Annotated in this window: 12 protein-coding genes, 7 tRNA genes and 3 rRNA genes; 3 read left to right on the top strand and 19 right to left on the bottom strand. The window is 33.2% G+C overall.

Annotated features, from left to right (window positions below):
• Window positions 1–79: 79 nt before the first annotated feature.
• The 3 genes from S100390_RS02230 to S100390_RS02220 form a co-directional block, all read right to left on the bottom strand.
• Window positions 80–1,198: a hypothetical protein gene (locus S100390_RS02230; RefSeq protein WP_070406663.1), complete on the bottom strand. Its 1,119-nt coding sequence runs from the start codon at window positions 1,196–1,198 to the stop codon at window positions 80–82.
• A gap of 182 nt (window positions 1,199–1,380) precedes the next feature.
• Window positions 1,381–1,686: a hypothetical protein gene (locus S100390_RS02225; protein ID WP_070406662.1), complete on the bottom strand. Its 306-nt coding sequence runs from the start codon at window positions 1,684–1,686 to the stop codon at window positions 1,381–1,383.
• A 217-nt stretch (window positions 1,687–1,903) separates the two neighbouring features.
• Window positions 1,904–3,433, bottom strand: coding sequence for a hypothetical protein (locus S100390_RS02220; protein WP_070406661.1), 1,530 nt, complete (start codon window positions 3,431–3,433; stop codon window positions 1,904–1,906).
• 360 nt (window positions 3,434–3,793) lie between these two features.
• Here S100390_RS02220 and S100390_RS02215 point away from each other — a divergent pair, with 360 nt between their 5' ends.
• The gene (locus S100390_RS02215; RefSeq protein ID WP_070406660.1) at window positions 3,794–4,429 is read left to right on the top strand and encodes a hypothetical protein; all 636 of its coding nucleotides are present in this window, start codon (window positions 3,794–3,796) and stop codon (window positions 4,427–4,429) included.
• A gap of 8 nt (window positions 4,430–4,437) precedes the next feature.
• On the opposite strand, the gene S100390_RS02210 is transcribed toward S100390_RS02215, so the two are convergent.
• The gene (locus S100390_RS02210; RefSeq protein WP_070406659.1) at window positions 4,438–4,911 is read right to left on the bottom strand and encodes a hypothetical protein; all 474 of its coding nucleotides are present in this window, start codon (window positions 4,909–4,911) and stop codon (window positions 4,438–4,440) included.
• 198 nt (window positions 4,912–5,109) lie between these two features.
• On the opposite strand from S100390_RS02210, the gene S100390_RS02205 reads away from it, so the two are divergent.
• The gene (locus tag S100390_RS02205; protein WP_070406658.1) at window positions 5,110–5,919 is read left to right on the top strand and encodes a GNAT family N-acetyltransferase; all 810 of its coding nucleotides are present in this window, start codon (window positions 5,110–5,112) and stop codon (window positions 5,917–5,919) included.
• 61 nt (window positions 5,920–5,980) lie between these two features.
• On the opposite strand, the gene rrf is transcribed toward S100390_RS02205, so the two are convergent.
• The 7 genes from rrf to rdgB all read right to left on the bottom strand — a co-directional run bounded on the left by rrf (window position 5,981) and on the right by rdgB (window position 14,614).
• A 5S ribosomal RNA gene (rrf, locus tag S100390_RS02200) occupies window positions 5,981–6,087 on the bottom strand.
• A gap of 70 nt (window positions 6,088–6,157) precedes the next feature.
• A 23S ribosomal RNA gene (locus S100390_RS02195) occupies window positions 6,158–9,070 on the bottom strand.
• Window positions 9,071–9,349: 279 nt separating this feature from the next.
• Window positions 9,350–10,869 (bottom strand): 16S ribosomal RNA (locus S100390_RS02190).
• Together the 16S, 23S and 5S rRNA genes form the textbook arrangement of a ribosomal RNA operon.
• Before the next feature lie 333 nt (window positions 10,870–11,202).
• The gene (locus tag S100390_RS02185; RefSeq protein ID WP_070406657.1) at window positions 11,203–12,795 is read right to left on the bottom strand and encodes a Na+/H+ antiporter NhaC family protein; all 1,593 of its coding nucleotides are present in this window, start codon (window positions 12,793–12,795) and stop codon (window positions 11,203–11,205) included.
• 278 nt (window positions 12,796–13,073) lie between these two features.
• On the bottom strand, window positions 13,074–13,397 hold the full coding sequence (locus S100390_RS02180) for a single-stranded DNA-binding protein (RefSeq protein WP_070406656.1): 324 nt from the start codon (window positions 13,395–13,397) through the stop codon (window positions 13,074–13,076).
• A gap of 100 nt (window positions 13,398–13,497) precedes the next feature.
• The gene (locus tag S100390_RS02175; protein WP_070406655.1) at window positions 13,498–14,022 is read right to left on the bottom strand and encodes a tRNA (cytidine(34)-2'-O)-methyltransferase; all 525 of its coding nucleotides are present in this window, start codon (window positions 14,020–14,022) and stop codon (window positions 13,498–13,500) included.
• 1 nt (window position 14,023) lies between these two features.
• On the bottom strand, window positions 14,024–14,614 hold the full coding sequence (gene rdgB / locus S100390_RS02170) for an RdgB/HAM1 family non-canonical purine NTP pyrophosphatase (protein ID WP_070406654.1): 591 nt from the start codon (window positions 14,612–14,614) through the stop codon (window positions 14,024–14,026).
• Between the two features lie 76 nt (window positions 14,615–14,690).
• Here rdgB and S100390_RS02165 point away from each other — a divergent pair, with 76 nt between their 5' ends.
• Complete coding sequence (locus S100390_RS02165; RefSeq protein ID WP_231918072.1) at window positions 14,691–15,479, top strand: phosphotransferase; 789 nt, start codon at window positions 14,691–14,693, stop codon at window positions 15,477–15,479.
• Here the strand turns inward: S100390_RS02165 and S100390_RS02160 are convergent.
• From S100390_RS02160 to S100390_RS02125, 8 genes are all read right to left on the bottom strand, one after another.
• Complete coding sequence (locus S100390_RS02160; protein WP_231918071.1) at window positions 15,476–16,057, bottom strand: DxFTY motif-containing membrane protein; 582 nt, start codon at window positions 16,055–16,057, stop codon at window positions 15,476–15,478. The two genes, S100390_RS02165 and S100390_RS02160, sit on opposite strands and share 4 nt — an antisense overlap.
• Before the next feature lie 81 nt (window positions 16,058–16,138).
• Window positions 16,139–16,212: transfer RNA gene (locus tag S100390_RS02155), tRNA-Gly, on the bottom strand.
• A 77-nt stretch (window positions 16,213–16,289) separates the two neighbouring features.
• Window positions 16,290–16,376 (bottom strand) — tRNA-Leu (locus S100390_RS02150).
• 16 nt (window positions 16,377–16,392) lie between these two features.
• Window positions 16,393–16,468 (bottom strand) — tRNA-Lys (locus S100390_RS02145).
• A gap of 7 nt (window positions 16,469–16,475) precedes the next feature.
• Window positions 16,476–16,550: transfer RNA gene (locus S100390_RS02140), tRNA-Gln, on the bottom strand.
• A 15-nt stretch (window positions 16,551–16,565) separates the two neighbouring features.
• Window positions 16,566–16,649 (bottom strand) — tRNA-Tyr (locus S100390_RS02135).
• A 5-nt stretch (window positions 16,650–16,654) separates the two neighbouring features.
• Window positions 16,655–16,730 (bottom strand) — tRNA-Thr (locus S100390_RS02130).
• A gap of 13 nt (window positions 16,731–16,743) precedes the next feature.
• Window positions 16,744–16,819, bottom strand: a tRNA-Val gene (locus tag S100390_RS02125).
• Window positions 16,820–17,090 lie beyond the last annotated feature (271 nt).

Below are 17,090 nucleotides of genomic sequence, written 5' to 3'. Positions count from 1 at the left end.
TAAAATCTAATTATAAACAACTTTTGTTATTTCATTATTAAATATTAAAGTAACTATTATCAATAATAATGTTCATTTCTTATTTAATTTGAAATGAAAGTTTAAAATAAGTTGCTGTCCATGGTGTATAAAAAATTGAATTATTAAAAGTTAAATCACCAAATAAAAAGTCCATTCTTCAACGCGGGCCACCTTCTTTTAATGTTTTATTTTGCAAAGTAGTTGAATTTGCTACAGTTAAATAAGCAGTACCAAGGACCTTATCACGATTACCTAATGTAAATAAATTAATATCATCTAAATCTTTAGCAAAATTAGATACTTTAAAATCATCTCTTAAATATTTTATTGCATTGTCTCATAATAATTTACCATCATTAACGATTTTGTTATATACATCTTGGGAAATTTTTATTGTATTAAATTTATAATAACCCGCTGATTCAATTTCAAAATATTTATAAAAAGCTATTATAATATTGGCATAATTTAAAAGTTTTTGATGTAAACCATCAGCACTTACATATAAAGTAACTTGAACTGGAATGTCATTAGATGACGCAACTAATCCTGATAATGGAACACCAGCAATTAATATTGCTGATAAATTAAAATTAAAATTTCCTAAATATAAATTATCAGATTCTTTAACTCCATCAAACATTTTAACATTTTTACGAAACATTTTAATAAAATCTTCAGGGTTAAGAGCACTAATATGACCTTCGCCACCAGTTCATGATGATCAGGTTGTGTGATTTCATGCCCCCATTGTTCCAACAGTTTGTGCATTTATGTCCCTTACATTTGATGCACTCCCGGTTATTAAATTAACAATTGTTTGATCATTCACATATGTAAGATTATCTAAAATTTGAACAGTATCGGAATTATTTTTTAATTCCTTTGTTAAAATATTTTGAAATATATCATCTAATCTTTTATGATAAAGACTATAATTAGTATCAAAATTATTAAATAATTCAATAAATTCAGGGTTTTTATCAATGCCAATTAATTTATTGTTAATTAAAAAATTTGTTACTACGGTTGATATTTTAGAAATTATTCCTGATAATGCTCGCTCCATTTTTACTTTATCATTTGTTAATATAAATTGTAAATTTAAAGTTACACTTGCATCATATGTCTTATATTGAACTTTATAAGAAATTCTATGAATTAATCTAGCTGCCAAAATATCGGTAAGACTTTCACCTGTAAGACCACTTAAAGATTCTAAATCAATGTATGATAATTTAAAAATTTTATTATTAGATAACTCAATTGGTTTACTGTCAATATAATAATTTGAATAATCATTAATAATTTCACGATTTAAATTATCAATAAACGTTTGTAACTCAATTGATAATTTTTTTAGTCCTTTAAATACTCTTCCTTAATAACATCATAATTGGGACTATCTTTTGAGACTTCTTTAAAAATATCACTACCAGTATAATTTGTTGAAAGTAAAATATTTTTTTCAGTTAAAAATTTTTGAATTCCTTGTGAAACTTGTAATGAAATATCATTTAAAATTTTAATATCTTTTGATACTTGTAATTCTAAATCATCTTGTTCAACATCAGATGATGGATTTGATGATTTACAACCAATAATCGTGCTAATACCTACATTAGCAATCCCTAATGTTGCCAATAGACTCAATATTTTTTTCATTTATTAAATTCTCCTTATGTAATATATTTATGGGGTAGTAAAGTTTCTATCATATTTTTCTATACTAATGATTGTAGCACTTAAAAAAAAAAAAAAAAAGTGGTTTTAATAACTGTTAAAAAATATTACTGCAAATATCTAGTTGATGTTTTCCTACTTCAATTATTAATAAAAATTAAAAAATGCATTGTTGAAATGCATTTTTTAGTAATATAAATTAATTCTTTATAATTACATTAAAACTAAAACTACCATAGATATGTTTTGAAACTAACGAGAGAGCTTCAACTGTTATTGTTATATTTTTACCTCTAGTATCTTGCCGACTAAGCTTACCAAGTCCAATCACTCTATAATTTTGGTCAGGTGTCGTCACAACTGGGGCAATTTTACTAATCTTCTGTGAAATTGAATTACGAATAGCTGCTTTCATATTTTCAATTCCAGATAACTCATCTCAAATTTTATTTTTCTCTCAACTAGAAATACTTCAATTATATGGGCCAACTTTAATACCAGAAATATCGATTCTAGTTTCTTTTTGAATTTGTACTCGAATAGGGTCACTCATTCCATATAATAGTTTTGATTCTGGTTTAACAACAACATCTAATCAAAATGTTTCACTTAAATCTGCTCCTGGTTTAATTTTTTCAAGCCCACGAATTGTATAATCAACATCAAATTCAGGATCAACACCTAATCGATAACTCTTATCAATAGCATTCTGAATACTTTTTTTAAGTTCTTTACAGAAAAAATCTGCTTCTAAAGCTGTAATATTACTTGGGTTAATAGCTCGCAAATTATTGATTCCAGTGTATGCTAACTCACCATCTAGATATTCAAATCTATTAAGATTAACTCTTTTGTCACTAATAGTTAAAACAATGTCAACTGATGGTAAATTTTCTAAAACACTGCCTTGTTTTCCAGCAACAGTTAAAATAATATCACTTGATAAATCTCCCGCTTGTATCTGATCAAGATTTTTTATTTCATAATGTTGATTTTCGTTAAAGCCTACCTTCTCTAAAATAGGAACACCGATTTTTTCTTTCATAGCAGCAACAATTGTACTTGCTTCATCTACTGAAACATGCTCATTATTTCCAACGGGCAAAACTCATTTAGTTCATCGATATTTAATAAAATCAATAAAACTCTTTTGCCTAAAATTAATTTTAATTTCATTAATTTGCCCTTTTATTTGCAATGATGTTGATTCTGCTTTAATTGAAAAGATAAATTCTTTCGAAAATTCACTGTCAATCTGACTAACCTTTTCAATTTTATAATCAGATTCAGAAATCCTTAAATAACTAGCTCTACCTGATAATTTTCTTAAAAATTTATCCTTAATTTCTATTTTAAGTTCATTTTCAAGCTCATCATCAAATTTATAATTTCAAATATTACTAATTTCATTATTTTGAAAAGGATAGGAACCATCAAAATTTAATTGAGAAATATCAAATCTTAAATCTCTTTTTGGTAAAGTTAATTCTTTTTTATCAGCATCACTAATTTTATCTTCATCTTGTGCTTCGCTTACTGGCGCATTTAAGTCTACTGGCTGTTCTTGGTTTTCATCATCAGAAATTTGGGTTTCATCATCAGAAATTTGGTTTTCATCATCAAAAGTTTGTTTACGAGTTGATGATTCAGGACCTTTACAAGCAATAACTGAATTTATTCCTAAACTCGATAATGACAAAACACCTAATATAGATAATAATTTCTTCATATATATTCTTTTTTTCCTTTCGTAAATATATAATAATAATTTAACAAAAAAAAAAAAAAAAAGCAGAAAAGTAAAAAATAAAATCATTTTATCAAATAATTTGTAAATAATTCAACAAATTAAAGCAAAAAATTTGCTTTAATTTAGCATATTAAAGCAAAAAGTTGTTTATCAACCAATTGAATTCAAATATTGTTTTAAGTATCAACAAATAATTTGATAAATCTTTATTATCTTGAAAACCTTAATAAATCCCGCAATTAATTTGTATTTTAATAAAATTAAGATACAATTATTTATGAAAATTACTGACAAAATAAAATTAAGCATAATAATTTTATTAAAAAGGAAGGAAACCCGATGAAACAAAAAAATAATGGTTTTGAAACAATTATGATCATCACAATCACAGTGATGTTAGCAACATTAGCTTTTGTTTTTCGCTTAATTAGTGTTCTATCATTAAACTATATTACCTTTGACTATCTGATGCTAACAACTTGGGCAATTTACTTCCGTTGATATCTTAATTATATAATTTGTAATGTTTATGCTGCTCTAATTTGCTTATACTATTCTGGTTTTGGTTTTATTTTTGTTTTTTTTACTTTTTTTACTTGAAATTTAATTGTTACAATTATTTTTTTCATGCGTTGGTGCTTTATTAAATATTATTTTTTATATCCAATTTTAGTTTTTATTTTAATTTACTTACAATATTTAATTTCCATTCTTTTATATAACTGAGTTATTTTAGGCGATATTAAACAAGCAATTGGGGTTTGAATTTTTTGGTTAATTAATAATACCATTTGTGCAATATCATCAACCGTCTTAACAACTGTCACTTTAATTCCTTTTATTAAAATGATTTATTATTTTGCTAATAAATATCCATTTTTATTTAATCATAGTTTTTTAAATTATTTAGATGAAACAGATTATAACTTCCAGGTTAAACTTTCGAAAAAAAACACTGATAAAATATCAGTGTAAGTTGTTAATTAACGTGAAACTTGATCTAATAATTTTTGTCATTTTTGTGACTCTTTTTCTCATGATTCTTTTGACAAAATCACTTTTCGATCACGCATTGCACTTTTAACTCGGGCAATATTTGTTAAACGTACTTGTTTTTTAGCACGTTCTTCATATAATGCATTATTTTTTACAATTTCTTCTTTGCGTTTTTGTTCTAATATATGAATTCGTTCTTGTTCAATTTTATCAACATCTTTTATTTTTGCCGAAGCTTTAATTTCTTTTTGCTTTGCTAAAGCAATTTTTGCTTCTCATTTCTTTGCAGCCGCAATAGATGCTTCATTATTTCTTTTGATTCATTCTTCACGGATTATTTTTTCTTTTGCTTCTTTTTCATCAGTTTTAGTAGTTAAATCTTTTCCCTCTTCAAGAATTTGTTTTATTAAATCAACTACTGGTAACTCTTCTTGCATAACAACTTTCTTTTTTACTGCCATAAATAAACTCCTCATCTTTTTATGTTTCGTTCCTATATAAGAATACTTCTTGATATTTTTACATAGACTATTCCAATTATATCAAAAAATGACAAAAATTAAAGAAAAATACCCATTTTAACAAAATAAAGTTTTAAAAAAAATATTTTGATTAAGTAAAAAATGATAAAATTATTCTTAGTAAGAAGGAGATAAATTATGTTAAATTTTAACGATGAAAAACTAAATAAGTTAGTAGCAAATTTTATTCATTATATGGTCGACCCAAAACATGATGATGGAAATCAATTTATTGAAATTGATTATAAAAATTTCTTTCATCACATTGATTCGCGTGAATCAAAAAGTAATTTAAATATTGTTATTAGTTCTCACTTAACAACTGCCGACCAGTTTGCTAAAGCAGGTGAAATTATTGATCAATATCACGTTAATAAAACCCCTTTTACTTGATGTACGATTACAGTTGACAATAACCAAGTTGAAAAATCATTTTTTGAAAAAAGTGGTTTACAACACTTTGAAACCGCACTAGGAATGCTAATTGATTTAGCAACTTTTAACACACCTAATCGTGAAAACCCTGATGAACAATTCCAGGAAGTAACATCACAAACAACCGTTCATGATGTTGTCAAAGTTGTTAATGATGCCTTTGATTTATCACTAATTGACCTTGCAAAATACCAATCAATTTGAGAATTAAATCAAGTACAAAAAATTAGTTACTTAACAATTTTAACAAAAAATAACATTCCAGTTTCAACCGGAAACTTATACTTTGAACCGGAATTAGCAATTATTGATGATATTGCAACCCATAGTAATCATCAAAAACAAGGTTATGCAAAGGAAATGTTAATTCATTTATTAAACCAAGCAAAACAAGCAAATTATCAAACTGCTGGTTTAGTTGCCACTCCCGATGGGCTACCATTATATGAAAAACTTGGTTTTAAAACTCAAAAGTTATATTTTAATGTTTATACAATGCATTATTCAAAATAATAATGCATTTTTTAATGCCAAATTTATCAAATAAAAAAAGGCTTTAAATAAGCCTTTTTTAACCTGGCACTGCCCTATTTTCACCTTGCGGCTATCGTCGGCGTGATAGTGCTTAACTTCCGTGTTCGGGATGGGAACGGGTGTGTCCACTATGCCATAAGCACCAGATCACTTGAGTGGAATTATCCTCTCAAAACTAGATAATAAACATTCTAAAATTTGTAAATAAGCTCTCGCTTGTTTGAAGTCCTCGACCTATTAGTATTGGTTAGCTGAACACGTCACCGTGCTTACACACCCAACCTATCAACCTTGTCGTCTTCAAGGGGTCTTACTCCATAAAGGATGGGAAATCTCATCTTAAAGTATGCTTCTCGCTTAGATGCCTTCAGCGATTATCATTTCCACACATAGCTACCCAGCTGTGCCACTGGCGTGACAACTGGAGCACCAGAGGTGTGTCCATCCCGGTCCTCTCGTACTAGGGACAGATCTCTTCAAATTTCCTACGCCCACAACAGATAGGGACCAAACTGTCTCACGACGTTCTGAACCCAGCTCGCGTACCGCTTTAATGGGCGAACAGCCCAACCCTTGGAACCAACTTCAGCTCCAGGATGCGATGAGCCGACATCGAGGTGCCAAACCTCCCCGTCGATGTGAACTCTTGGGGGAGATCAGCCTGTTATCCCCAGGGTAACTTTTATCCGTTGAGCGACGGCCCTTCCACACGGGACCGCCGGATCACTAAGCCCAGCTTTCGCTCCTGTTCGACTTGTAAGTCTCACAGTCAAGCACCCTTCTACCTTTGCGCTCTATGTATGATTTCCGACCATACTGAGGGTACCTTTGGGCGCCTCCGTTACATTTTAGGAGGCGACCGCCCCAGTCAAACTACCCACCTGACACTGTCTCTGATCTGGCTTACAGATCTAGGTTAGGATTTCGACATAGCAAGGGTGGTATTCCAAGGATGACTCCACAACAACTAGCGTCGCTGCTTCAAAGTCTCCCACCTATCCTATACATGCTATATCAAAACCCAATATCAAGCTATAGTAAAGCTCCATGGGGTCTTTCCGTCTAGTTGCGGGTAACCTGCATCTTCACAGGTACTAAAATTTCACCGAGTCTGCAGCCGAGACAGCGAAGGGATCATTACGCCTTTCGTGCGGGTCAGAACTTACCTGACAAGGAATTTCGCTACCTTAGGACCGTTATAGTTACGGCCGCCGTTCACTGGGGCTTCGGTTCAAAGCTTCGCTAATGCTAACTAATCCCCTTAACCTTCCAGCACTGGGCAGGCGTCACCCCCTATACGTCGTCTTACGACTTTGCAGAGAGCTGTGTTTTTGCTAAACAGTTGCCCCTTCCTCTTCACTGCGGCTCATATTGCTATGAGCACCCCTTCTCGCTAACTTACGGGGTTATTTTGCAGAGTTCCTTAGCTACAGTTATCTCGCTTGCCTTAGGATTCTCTCCTTGACCACGTGTGTTCGTTCTAGGTACAGGCACCATATAAATAGTGCTAGAAGCTTTTCTTGGAAGCATGGAGTCATATACTTCGCTACTAGGCGAACCGTTCGCTCCCCATCACACTTCAAGGTTATGCAAGGCGGATTTGCCAACCTTACCCTCTTTGTGCTTAGCCCGGAATCCAATAACCGGGATATACTATCCTTCTCCGTCACTCCATCGCTCTATATGGTGGTACAGGAATATCAACCTGTTGTCCATCGACTACGCCTTTCGGCCTCGCCTTAGGTCCTGACTAACCCTGGGTGGACGAACCTTGCCCAGGAAACCTTGGTCAAACGGCATGAGGGATTCTCACCCTCAAACGTTACTCATGCCGGCATTCTCACTTCTAACCAGTCCAGCAGTCCTCACGGTCTACCTTCATCCCTGTTAGAACGCTCCCCTACCGCCCTGTATATAAATATACAAAACCCATAGCTTCGGTATTATGCTTAGCCCCGGTACATTTTCGGCGCAAAGTTACTCGACTAGTGAGCTGTTACGCACTCTTTAAAGGGTGGCTGCTTCTAAGCCAACCTCCTAGCTGTCTAAGCGACTTCACATCCTTACACACTTAGCATAAATTTTGGGACCTTAGCTGATGATCTGGGCTGTTTCCCTCACGTACACGGACCTTATCACCCATGTACTGACTGCCGAGTATACAAAATTGGCATTCGGAGTTTAATTGCATTCAGTACCCCTAGGTGGGGCCATCATACATTTAGTGCTCTACCTCCAACTTGCTAACCTCGACGCTAGCCCTAAAGCTATATCGGGGAGAACCAGCTATCTCCAGGTTCGATTGGAATTTCACCCCTAGCCACAAGTCATCCGCGGTCTTTTCAACGAACGTCGGTTCGGTCCTCCATTAAGTTTTACCTCAACTTCAACCTGCTCATGGCTAGATCACCTGGTTTCGGGTCTATGACAACATACTAAACGCCCTATTAAGGCTCGCTTTCACTACGGCTCCGTATCTTCTACTTAACCTTGCATGCTATCATAACTCGCCGGCTCATTCTACAAAAGGCACGCCGTCACCCATTAACGGGCTCCGACTTCTTGTAGGCATATGGTTTCAGGTACTATTTCACTCCCCTCCCGGGGTGCTTTTCACCTTTCCCTCACGGTACTGGTTCACTATCGGTGAATAGGTAGTATTTAGCCTTACGCGGTGGTCCGCGTTGATTCCGACAAGATTTCACGTGTCTCGCCGTACTCAGGATTCCATTTCGAGTCTTGTTCATTTCGTATACGGGGCTATCACCCTCTGTGGCATGGTTTCCCAACCATTTCTACTATAAACAAGTTTTGTAACTCTACTCATATGGTCCTACAACCCCAGATAAATCTGGTTTGGGCTGTTCCCCGTTCGCTCGCCGCTACTAAGAGAATCGCATTCGCTTTCTTTTCCTCTAGGTACTGAGATGTTTCAATTCCCTAGGTATACCTTCACTATAACTATTTATTCATTATAGGATGATGAGAGATTAATCTCACCGGGTTTCCCCATTCGGACATGTCCGGATCAAAGCTTACTTCCAGCTCCCCGAACCTTATCGCAGGTAGTCACGTCCTTCATCGTCTCCTATTCCCAAGGCATTCACCATACGCCCTTTGTAACTTCAAAGTTTTATTAATTTAATTATTTGACCTGATTTTAAATCAGTTTTGAGAATCATTTACAAATATAACTGTGAAATTTTAGTTATTTTTTTAAAAATAACAGAAATTTTGAATTATTGTTATTTTAATCATATGATTAAAATAACTAGATGTCTATTATCCAGTTTTCAAAGAACAATTTCAATAACATTTTTCTTGTTATTGTCAGAGAAACTAACCTCTGAAAACTAAACATAACGGTCATTAAAACTAATTAAATTACTATAAAGTAATAACTCCATAGAAAGGAGGTGATCCATCCGCACGTTCTCGTACGGATACCTTGTTACGACTTCACCCTAATCATCAATCCTACCTTGGGCGGCTTCCTCCTTACGGTTAGAATACCGACTTCTGGTATTATCAACTCTCATGGTGTGACGGGCGGTGTGTACAAGACCCGAGAACGTATTCACCGCGACATTGCTGATTCGCGATTACTAGCGATTCCGGCTTCATGAGGGCGAGTTGCAGCCCTCAATCCGAACTGAGACCGGCTTTTTCAGATTAGCTCCCTCTTACGAGATCGCAACTGTTTGTACCGGCCATTGTAGCACGTGTGTAGCCCAAGACATAAGGGGCATGATGATTTGACGTCATCCCCACCTTCCTCTAGCTTACACTAGCAGTCCCGTTAGAGTATCTCAACTTAATGGAGTAACTAACGGCAAGGGTTGCGCTCGTTACTGGACTTAACCAAACACCTCACGGCACGAGCTGACGACAACCATGCACCACCTGTCTCAATGTTAACCTCCACTGTATTTCTACAGCTTTGCACTGGATGTCAAGCCTTGGTAAGGTTCTTCGCGTTGCTTCGAATTAAACCACATGCTCCACCGCTTGTGCGGGTCCCCGTCAATTCCTTTGAGTTTCACTCTTGCGAGCATACTACTCAGGCGGAGTACTTAATGCGTTAGCTGCAGCACCGAACTTAGTCCGACACTTAGTACTCATCGTTTACGGCGTAGACTACTAGGGTATCTAATCCTATTTGCTCCCTACGCTTTCGTGCCTAAACGTCAGTGATAGGCCAGTCGACCGCCTTCGCCACTGGTGTTCCTCCATATATCTACGCATTTCACCGCTACACATGGAATTCCATCGACCTCTCCTACACTCTAGCTTAACAGTTTTCAAGGCGAACTGGAGTTAAGCTCCAGAATTTGACCCCAAACTTGTTAAACCGTCTGCGCACGCTTTACGCCCAATAAATCCGGATAACGCTTGCCACCTATGTATTACCGCGGCTGCTGGCACATAGTTAGCCGTGGCTTTCTGGTAAGGTACCGTCAAATAAGTATCATTTCCTATACTTACTGTTCTTCCCTTACAACAGACCTTTACAATCCGAAGACCGTCTTCAGTCACGCGGCATTGCTCCATCAGGCTTTCGCCCATTGTGAAAAATTCCCTACTGCTGCCTCCCGTAGGAGTTCGGGCCGTGTCTCAGTCCCGATGTGGCCGTTCAACCTCTCAGTTCGGCTACGTATCATTGTCTTGGTAGGCCATTACCCCACCAACTAACTAATACGCCGCACCCTCATCCATTAGTGGTCCAAACGGACCTTTTAACATTCTCTGATGCCAGAAAATGTCGTATGCGGTATTAGCAGTCGTTTCCAACTGTTATCCCCCGCTAATGGGTAGATTAGATACGTGTTACTCACCCGTTCGCCACTGGGTGCAAGCACCCCGTTCGACTTGCATGTATTAGGCATGCCGCCAGCGTTCATCCTGAGCCAGGATCAAACTCTCATTAAAAAAATCTTGATTTTGTTCCTAGCTTTAATGACGGATATTCATTGATTAAATGATTATCTTTGTTGTTGTTATGTTTAGTTTTCAAAGATCGTTTTTGTGTCAACAAAACACCTTTCAAATCATACAAAAATTACTGATTATTGTCAATAACTTTTACCTTTTTTTGCAATAATTTTTTACGATATTGTGTGAAAATATTCATTCTTCATTAATAATAAGTATTACTAACTGACACCTTTATAAGTATATAAAATCCATATTTTTTTGCAAGTGTTTTTACTAAAAATATTAATATTTTTTTCATAAAAAAATAACTACTTAACAATAGTTATTTTAATCTTGTTTTTTCCGAAAAATCTTAGTTATTCCTTTTCATCATGATGCTGTTAAATAGCGTTCTAAACGATTAAAGGTAATAAAGATAATTGCTGAAAAAAATAGTAAATATAAATATCAAGCATATTTTCAAACATCAAGAAAGGAAATTGTCATTTGATTAACACCAACATAGTTATTTGCCATACTAACTAAAATTAACATTTGTGCCCCATATGGAATTAGACCTTGAAACACAGCTGGAAAAATTGATACAAAAGCAGCAACCTTATTTTTATTTAAATCATATTTTTGACGAATCTCTTTTACCATTGGTCCAACAACAATAATAGCAATAGTATTATTAGCCAAAGCAATATCAGCAACACTTGTTAAAGTTGCAATCCCAAATTGAGCACTTTTTTTGCCTTTAATTCTTTGATTAATTTTCGCTGTTGCTCATTCCAGACCCCCAGATAGTTCGCTTAAACCTGCTAACCCACCAGTAAAAAGCGCTAAAAAGGCAATTTCTGCCATTGATAACATTCCGGATTTAATCGCATCAGTTGCTACTAAAAACTTATCTAAACCACTTAGTAAATGACCAGTTGGATTTAAATTACCATTTAGCATACGAGCTGGTGTTAAACTTGGTAAATAAGAGGATGTTAAATCACCAGTTGCTGTTACCCATTGATTAAATTGACTTAAACTAAAACCAACAATAATTGCACAAAAAATACCACTAATTAAAACAATAAAAACATTAACCCCACATAGAGCAACAACCAATACAACTAAGAATGGTAAAATTGTTAACAATGCTCGCCATCAAATTCATGTTTCACTATTTACTTTTGCATCTTTGACATAAGTAACCGTAAAGAAAAGAATAATGGTAATAATTGCGGCAAAAAGGAGAATTTTTCAATTAAATAAAAACCGACTTTGTGGCGGAACATCTTGTGTTCGACATGATGCAATTGCTGTATCAGATATAATTGACAAATCATCACCAAACATTGCTCCACATAATAGTGCTCCACCAATCATTGCTAAATTTAAATTTGCTTGCGACGCCATTCCAAACGCAATTGGTCCAAATGCAACAATTGTTCCAACGCTAGTTCCCATTGCGGTTGAAATAACAGCACTAATTAGAAAAACACCTCCAACTAAAATTGCTGGGGGAATAACCTTAAACCCTAAAAAGGCAATTGCGGAAGAAGCACCAATTGTGTTCATTAATTGTGCAAATGAACCAGATAATAAGTAAATAAAAACCATAATTAAAATGTTCTGATCAGCACTTCCTTTTAAAAAGGCATTTAATTTGGTTGTAAAACTCCCTTTAATAATTAAAAAACCAATAATCGTTGGAATTAAAATAATAATTGGAGCAAATATTAAATAAAACCCCATTGGATTGTTTTTTGAAAAAATTTCTTTTTTAAAAATATCTAAAATAATTCCCACTAAAATAAATAACATAACAAATAATAACAATGGTACTAAACCACGAAAAGAAACTTCTTTCTTTAAGTCTAATAAATTTGTTGTTAAGGTTTGCTCTTGTAATAATTTTTCAACTTTTTTTTGTTTTTTCTTCATATTAATCAACTACTTTCTTTTTTTAAAATAATTGATTATTGATTTTTAACATTATTAAATTTATGTAAATTAACGGCACATCATCATGTTATTGGTGCGAGCAGAAAATAATCATTTATGAAAATCTTGATTTTTAGTATTACTTAATGTCATTGTTCTACTCCTTTACCTAATTTCTTCTTTATTTATTATATTATAAATTTATTAAATTTTTAAAATAAAAAAGCCATTATCTTAAAAATGGCTAATTTGTATTAAGTTAATAATGTTAAGTAATTCTAGTTAAAACTGCTTAAATAAGTGACACGATCAGCAATTATATCGTTATAATAATTTTCTTCATCAAAATTATTGGAACGAAACGATTGAATCCGTCCTTTAACTGCAATAATTGCTTTATCTCGTAAACTAATATCTAAATCATCAATATTATTTGTTCATACTTTAACATTAACTAAATCACTATCATAGTTACCATCTTTATTTTTAAAAGGGCGTTGAATCTTTAGTAAAAATTTCATTAGTTTTCTTTCTGCTTCTTTTTTATCATAAATAATCTCATAAGTTCCTTCTACTTGCCCAACCAACATCACTTGATTCATTTTTTAATCATCCTTTCTAAAAACATCAATATAACTCAATACTAAAAGAATTATAAGAAAATTTTTTCAAAAACAAGAAAAAAATTCACAAAGTACATTCTTAATCTTGTTCTAAGAAATCAGCCCCTTTTTGAATTTCAACTTTTGATAAACCGGGATAATCTAACTGACGCATTATTTCATAACCAACAATCCCAACCGTATTGGCAATATTTAAACTACGCACATGTTTAGACATTGGAATTCGAAAAGTTCGGATTAAATTTGCCTTTAATATTGCGGTTGGAATCCCCGTTGATTCTCGTCCAAACAGGACAAAAATATTTTCATCTTTGGTAAAATCAACATCACTATGTGGTTGTTTTGCATAACGAGTTGCACAATATAAATTTAAGTTCGGATTCAACTGCAAAAAATGGTTTCAATCATTATATAACTCATAATCAGCATACTCAATATAATTTGCGCTACTACGTGCAATAAAGCGTTCATCAAAGATAAAACCAAATGGTTCAATTAAATGTAGTTTCGCATTTATTGCAACACATGTTCGCATAATGGCCCCAACATTTTGGGCAATTTCTGGTTCAAATAAAACAATGTTAATTTTTTTAGTTGTCTTCATCTTACTCTCCTAATCATCATTTCTTAAAAGCATAAAATGCTTTTGCTCGATGAGAATATTTATTTTTTTCTGGTAAAGTTAATTCGGCATATGTTTGACCAATTTCTGGTAATAAAAAAATTGGATCGTAACCAAAAGCATTCGCTCCAACTGGCTTATCAGTAATAACCCCTTTTGTAACTCCCCGAAAGTACATCGTTACTTTTTTAACTGGGTCAATATAACATAAGACACAAACAGCTTGTGCATCACGACGCTCTAATGGTTTACATTTTTCAATTAATAAATCATTAATAATTTTACTGTCAGTAATTGGATATGCTCATCGACGTGTATTAACACCCGGAAAATGATCTAACTCAATAATCTCTAAACCAGAATCATCAGCTAAGACTGGTTGATTAATCATTCGGCTCAAAAAATCTGCTTTACAAAAAGCATTTTCTTCAAAGGTAGTTCCTGTTTCTGGAATGTCAGGAATAGGATTTTCTAAGTCTAATAATGATTTAACTGTTATATTGGCATCTTGAAACATTTCTTTAAATTCTCGAACTTTATTTTTATTACTAGTTGCAATTCAAATCTCTTTCATTTCCTACTTCCTCACTTTTCTTAATTATAAATATTGTATAATAAAATTAGAAAATCGCAGAATGGAAGTTAAGGAAATGATGAAATACAAAATTAAAACAAAATTAAATTTAGGAATTACTAATCAAAATTATCAAACAATTGATAACCTTTTTATTCGATATAGTAACCCTTTTACCAATTTATTTATTGATCATCAAAATGAAATGCTAGTGTTAGAAAAAATTAAAAATAGCAAGTTAACTCTTCCAATTATTGATTATGGTTATGATAATGACCACTTTTTCTTAGTAACACCATACTATTCAACATTACAACCAATTAGTGCTGTTAAACTTACTAAAGAAGTTCTCAAAACCATTGCAACAATAATTAAACAGTTATGAGAAATTAAAATTACTCCAAATGATCAAATTAAGATTTTTCAACCACAACAATTTTTAGAAACTTTTAAAAATGCTATAAAAAAACCATTAGTAGACTTACAACGATATGAAGCAAACCTTGATTATATTAAATTGCAAACAGATGATCTTGTTTTATGTCATAATGACTTAAATGGTGGCAATTTAGTTTTTGTTGAGCAAAACCTGTATTTAATTGATTTTGAATATGCAATGCAAAATGATAAGTTTTTTGATATTGCTTCTTTTGCTTCCGAAACTTTAACAACTAAAGCAAAACAAACATATTGGTTTAGTCTCTTTAAGCTAACACCAACACAACAACAAAAAGTTAATGCATGAATGTATTATCAAAATATTGTATGAATTGCTTGAGCTAACTATATGTATGAACAAACAAACAATGACATTTTCTTAGCAATTATTGATTTAAAATTACTTAATTTACAAAATAATAATTAGGGACCAAGTGTTGAGGATGGTGGAACTTGTTCTTCATCCTTTTCTTTTTTCTTTTTAGCATCAATTGCTAGTTCTTGGGGACTAGTCTTTTTCATTTGTAAATAACCGCGTAAATTACGCATTCATACTGCTATAAAAGTTCCAAAAAAAATAGCAAGCAATAAGAACAATAAGGCAACTAAACAGCGGTATAAAATCTTATCTCATCCTCATCAATAACCAGTTAAATAAATTCCATATAAAGTTCAAGATAACGTAATTGTATAAGTAAATTGATCAGCTTGATGAAACTTTAGTCAAAAACCAGCACAAGTTAATAGAAAGACTCCTAGAACCATTGCTAAACCAAAACCAATCCCCGCTCCAACATCATAATGGCGGGTAAAATTTAAATCTGGTGAAGTTAAAAAAAACAATAACAAAAATGGTCCTACTGCTTCAATGATTAAAAATAAAAAACTTTTTCAAAAAACAGTTCGTGAAGCATGAAACTCTAAATCATTTTGTACTTCCGGTGGTAAATGTTCTCAATTATTATCAGTAACACCGCTTTTGTTATCCTTCTTAATTACTTTCATATTATTAATTACTCCTCTTAAGATTATTGTATTCCTATTTTAGCATAAAAAAAATTGTTAAACTAACAACTTATATTTTAATGGAGCGGGTGAAGGGAATCGAACCCTCACAGTCAGCTTGGAAGGCTGAAGTTCTACCATTAAACTACACCCGCATTTTTAATTTTTATAATTAATGACAATAATATATATACCACTGTCTTAATTTGATGTCAATTGTTTTTAAATAAAATGGTACCCGAGACCGGACTTGAACCGGTACAGTTGTAAAACCGACGGATTTTAAGTCCGTTGCGTCTACCTATTCCGCCACTCGGGCATATATATCTAATAAATGGTCTCCTGTAAAGGACTTGAACCTTTGACCCACTGGTTAAAAGCCAGATGCTCTACCTACTGAGCTAACAGGAGACTTAAATGGCTGGGCTAGCTGGATTTGAACCAGCGCATGAAGGAGTCAAAGTCCTTTGCCTTACCGCTTGGCTATAGCCCAATGTTTTAACAAAGATGGTGGAGGGGGAGGGATTCGAACCCCCGAACCCGAAGGAGCTGAGTTACAGTCAGATGTGTTTGGCCACTTCACTACCCCTCCAAAAATGGTGCTGGCTAGAAGAATCGAACTCCCAACCTACTGATTACAAGTCAGTTGCTCTACCAGTTGAGCTAAGCCAGCTTATCATTAAAAATGGTCGGGTGTAACGGACTTGAACCGCTGACCACCTGCTTGTAAGGCAGACGCTCTCCCAACTGAGCTAACACCCGATTACACAATACATGTATTGTGTTAAAACCTTTATAATTTTATATAAAACAATAATTTTTGTCAATTAAAATAATTACTAATTAATTATTTTTTTAAAAAAGACAAAGACTATATTGAAAAAAATAAAAGACAAAAGTTTAAAATGCAATATATAAATATTATTGAAAGTTAGATAATAATTATTGTTATACTATAAATGGTTATAAAATAAAGACCATGTATTTCCAATGCTTTTTATTTAAACATCCCAGTTTCTAATATTAAAAGGTT

The sequence above is a fragment of the Spiroplasma sp. NBRC 100390 genome, assembly GCF_001886495.1.
Taxonomy (GTDB): Bacteria; Bacillota_I; Bacilli_A; order Mycoplasmatales; family Mycoplasmataceae; genus Spiroplasma.
The sequence above is the reverse complement of the archived record's forward strand: the minus strand, read 5'-3'. Positions and strand labels throughout refer to the sequence as shown.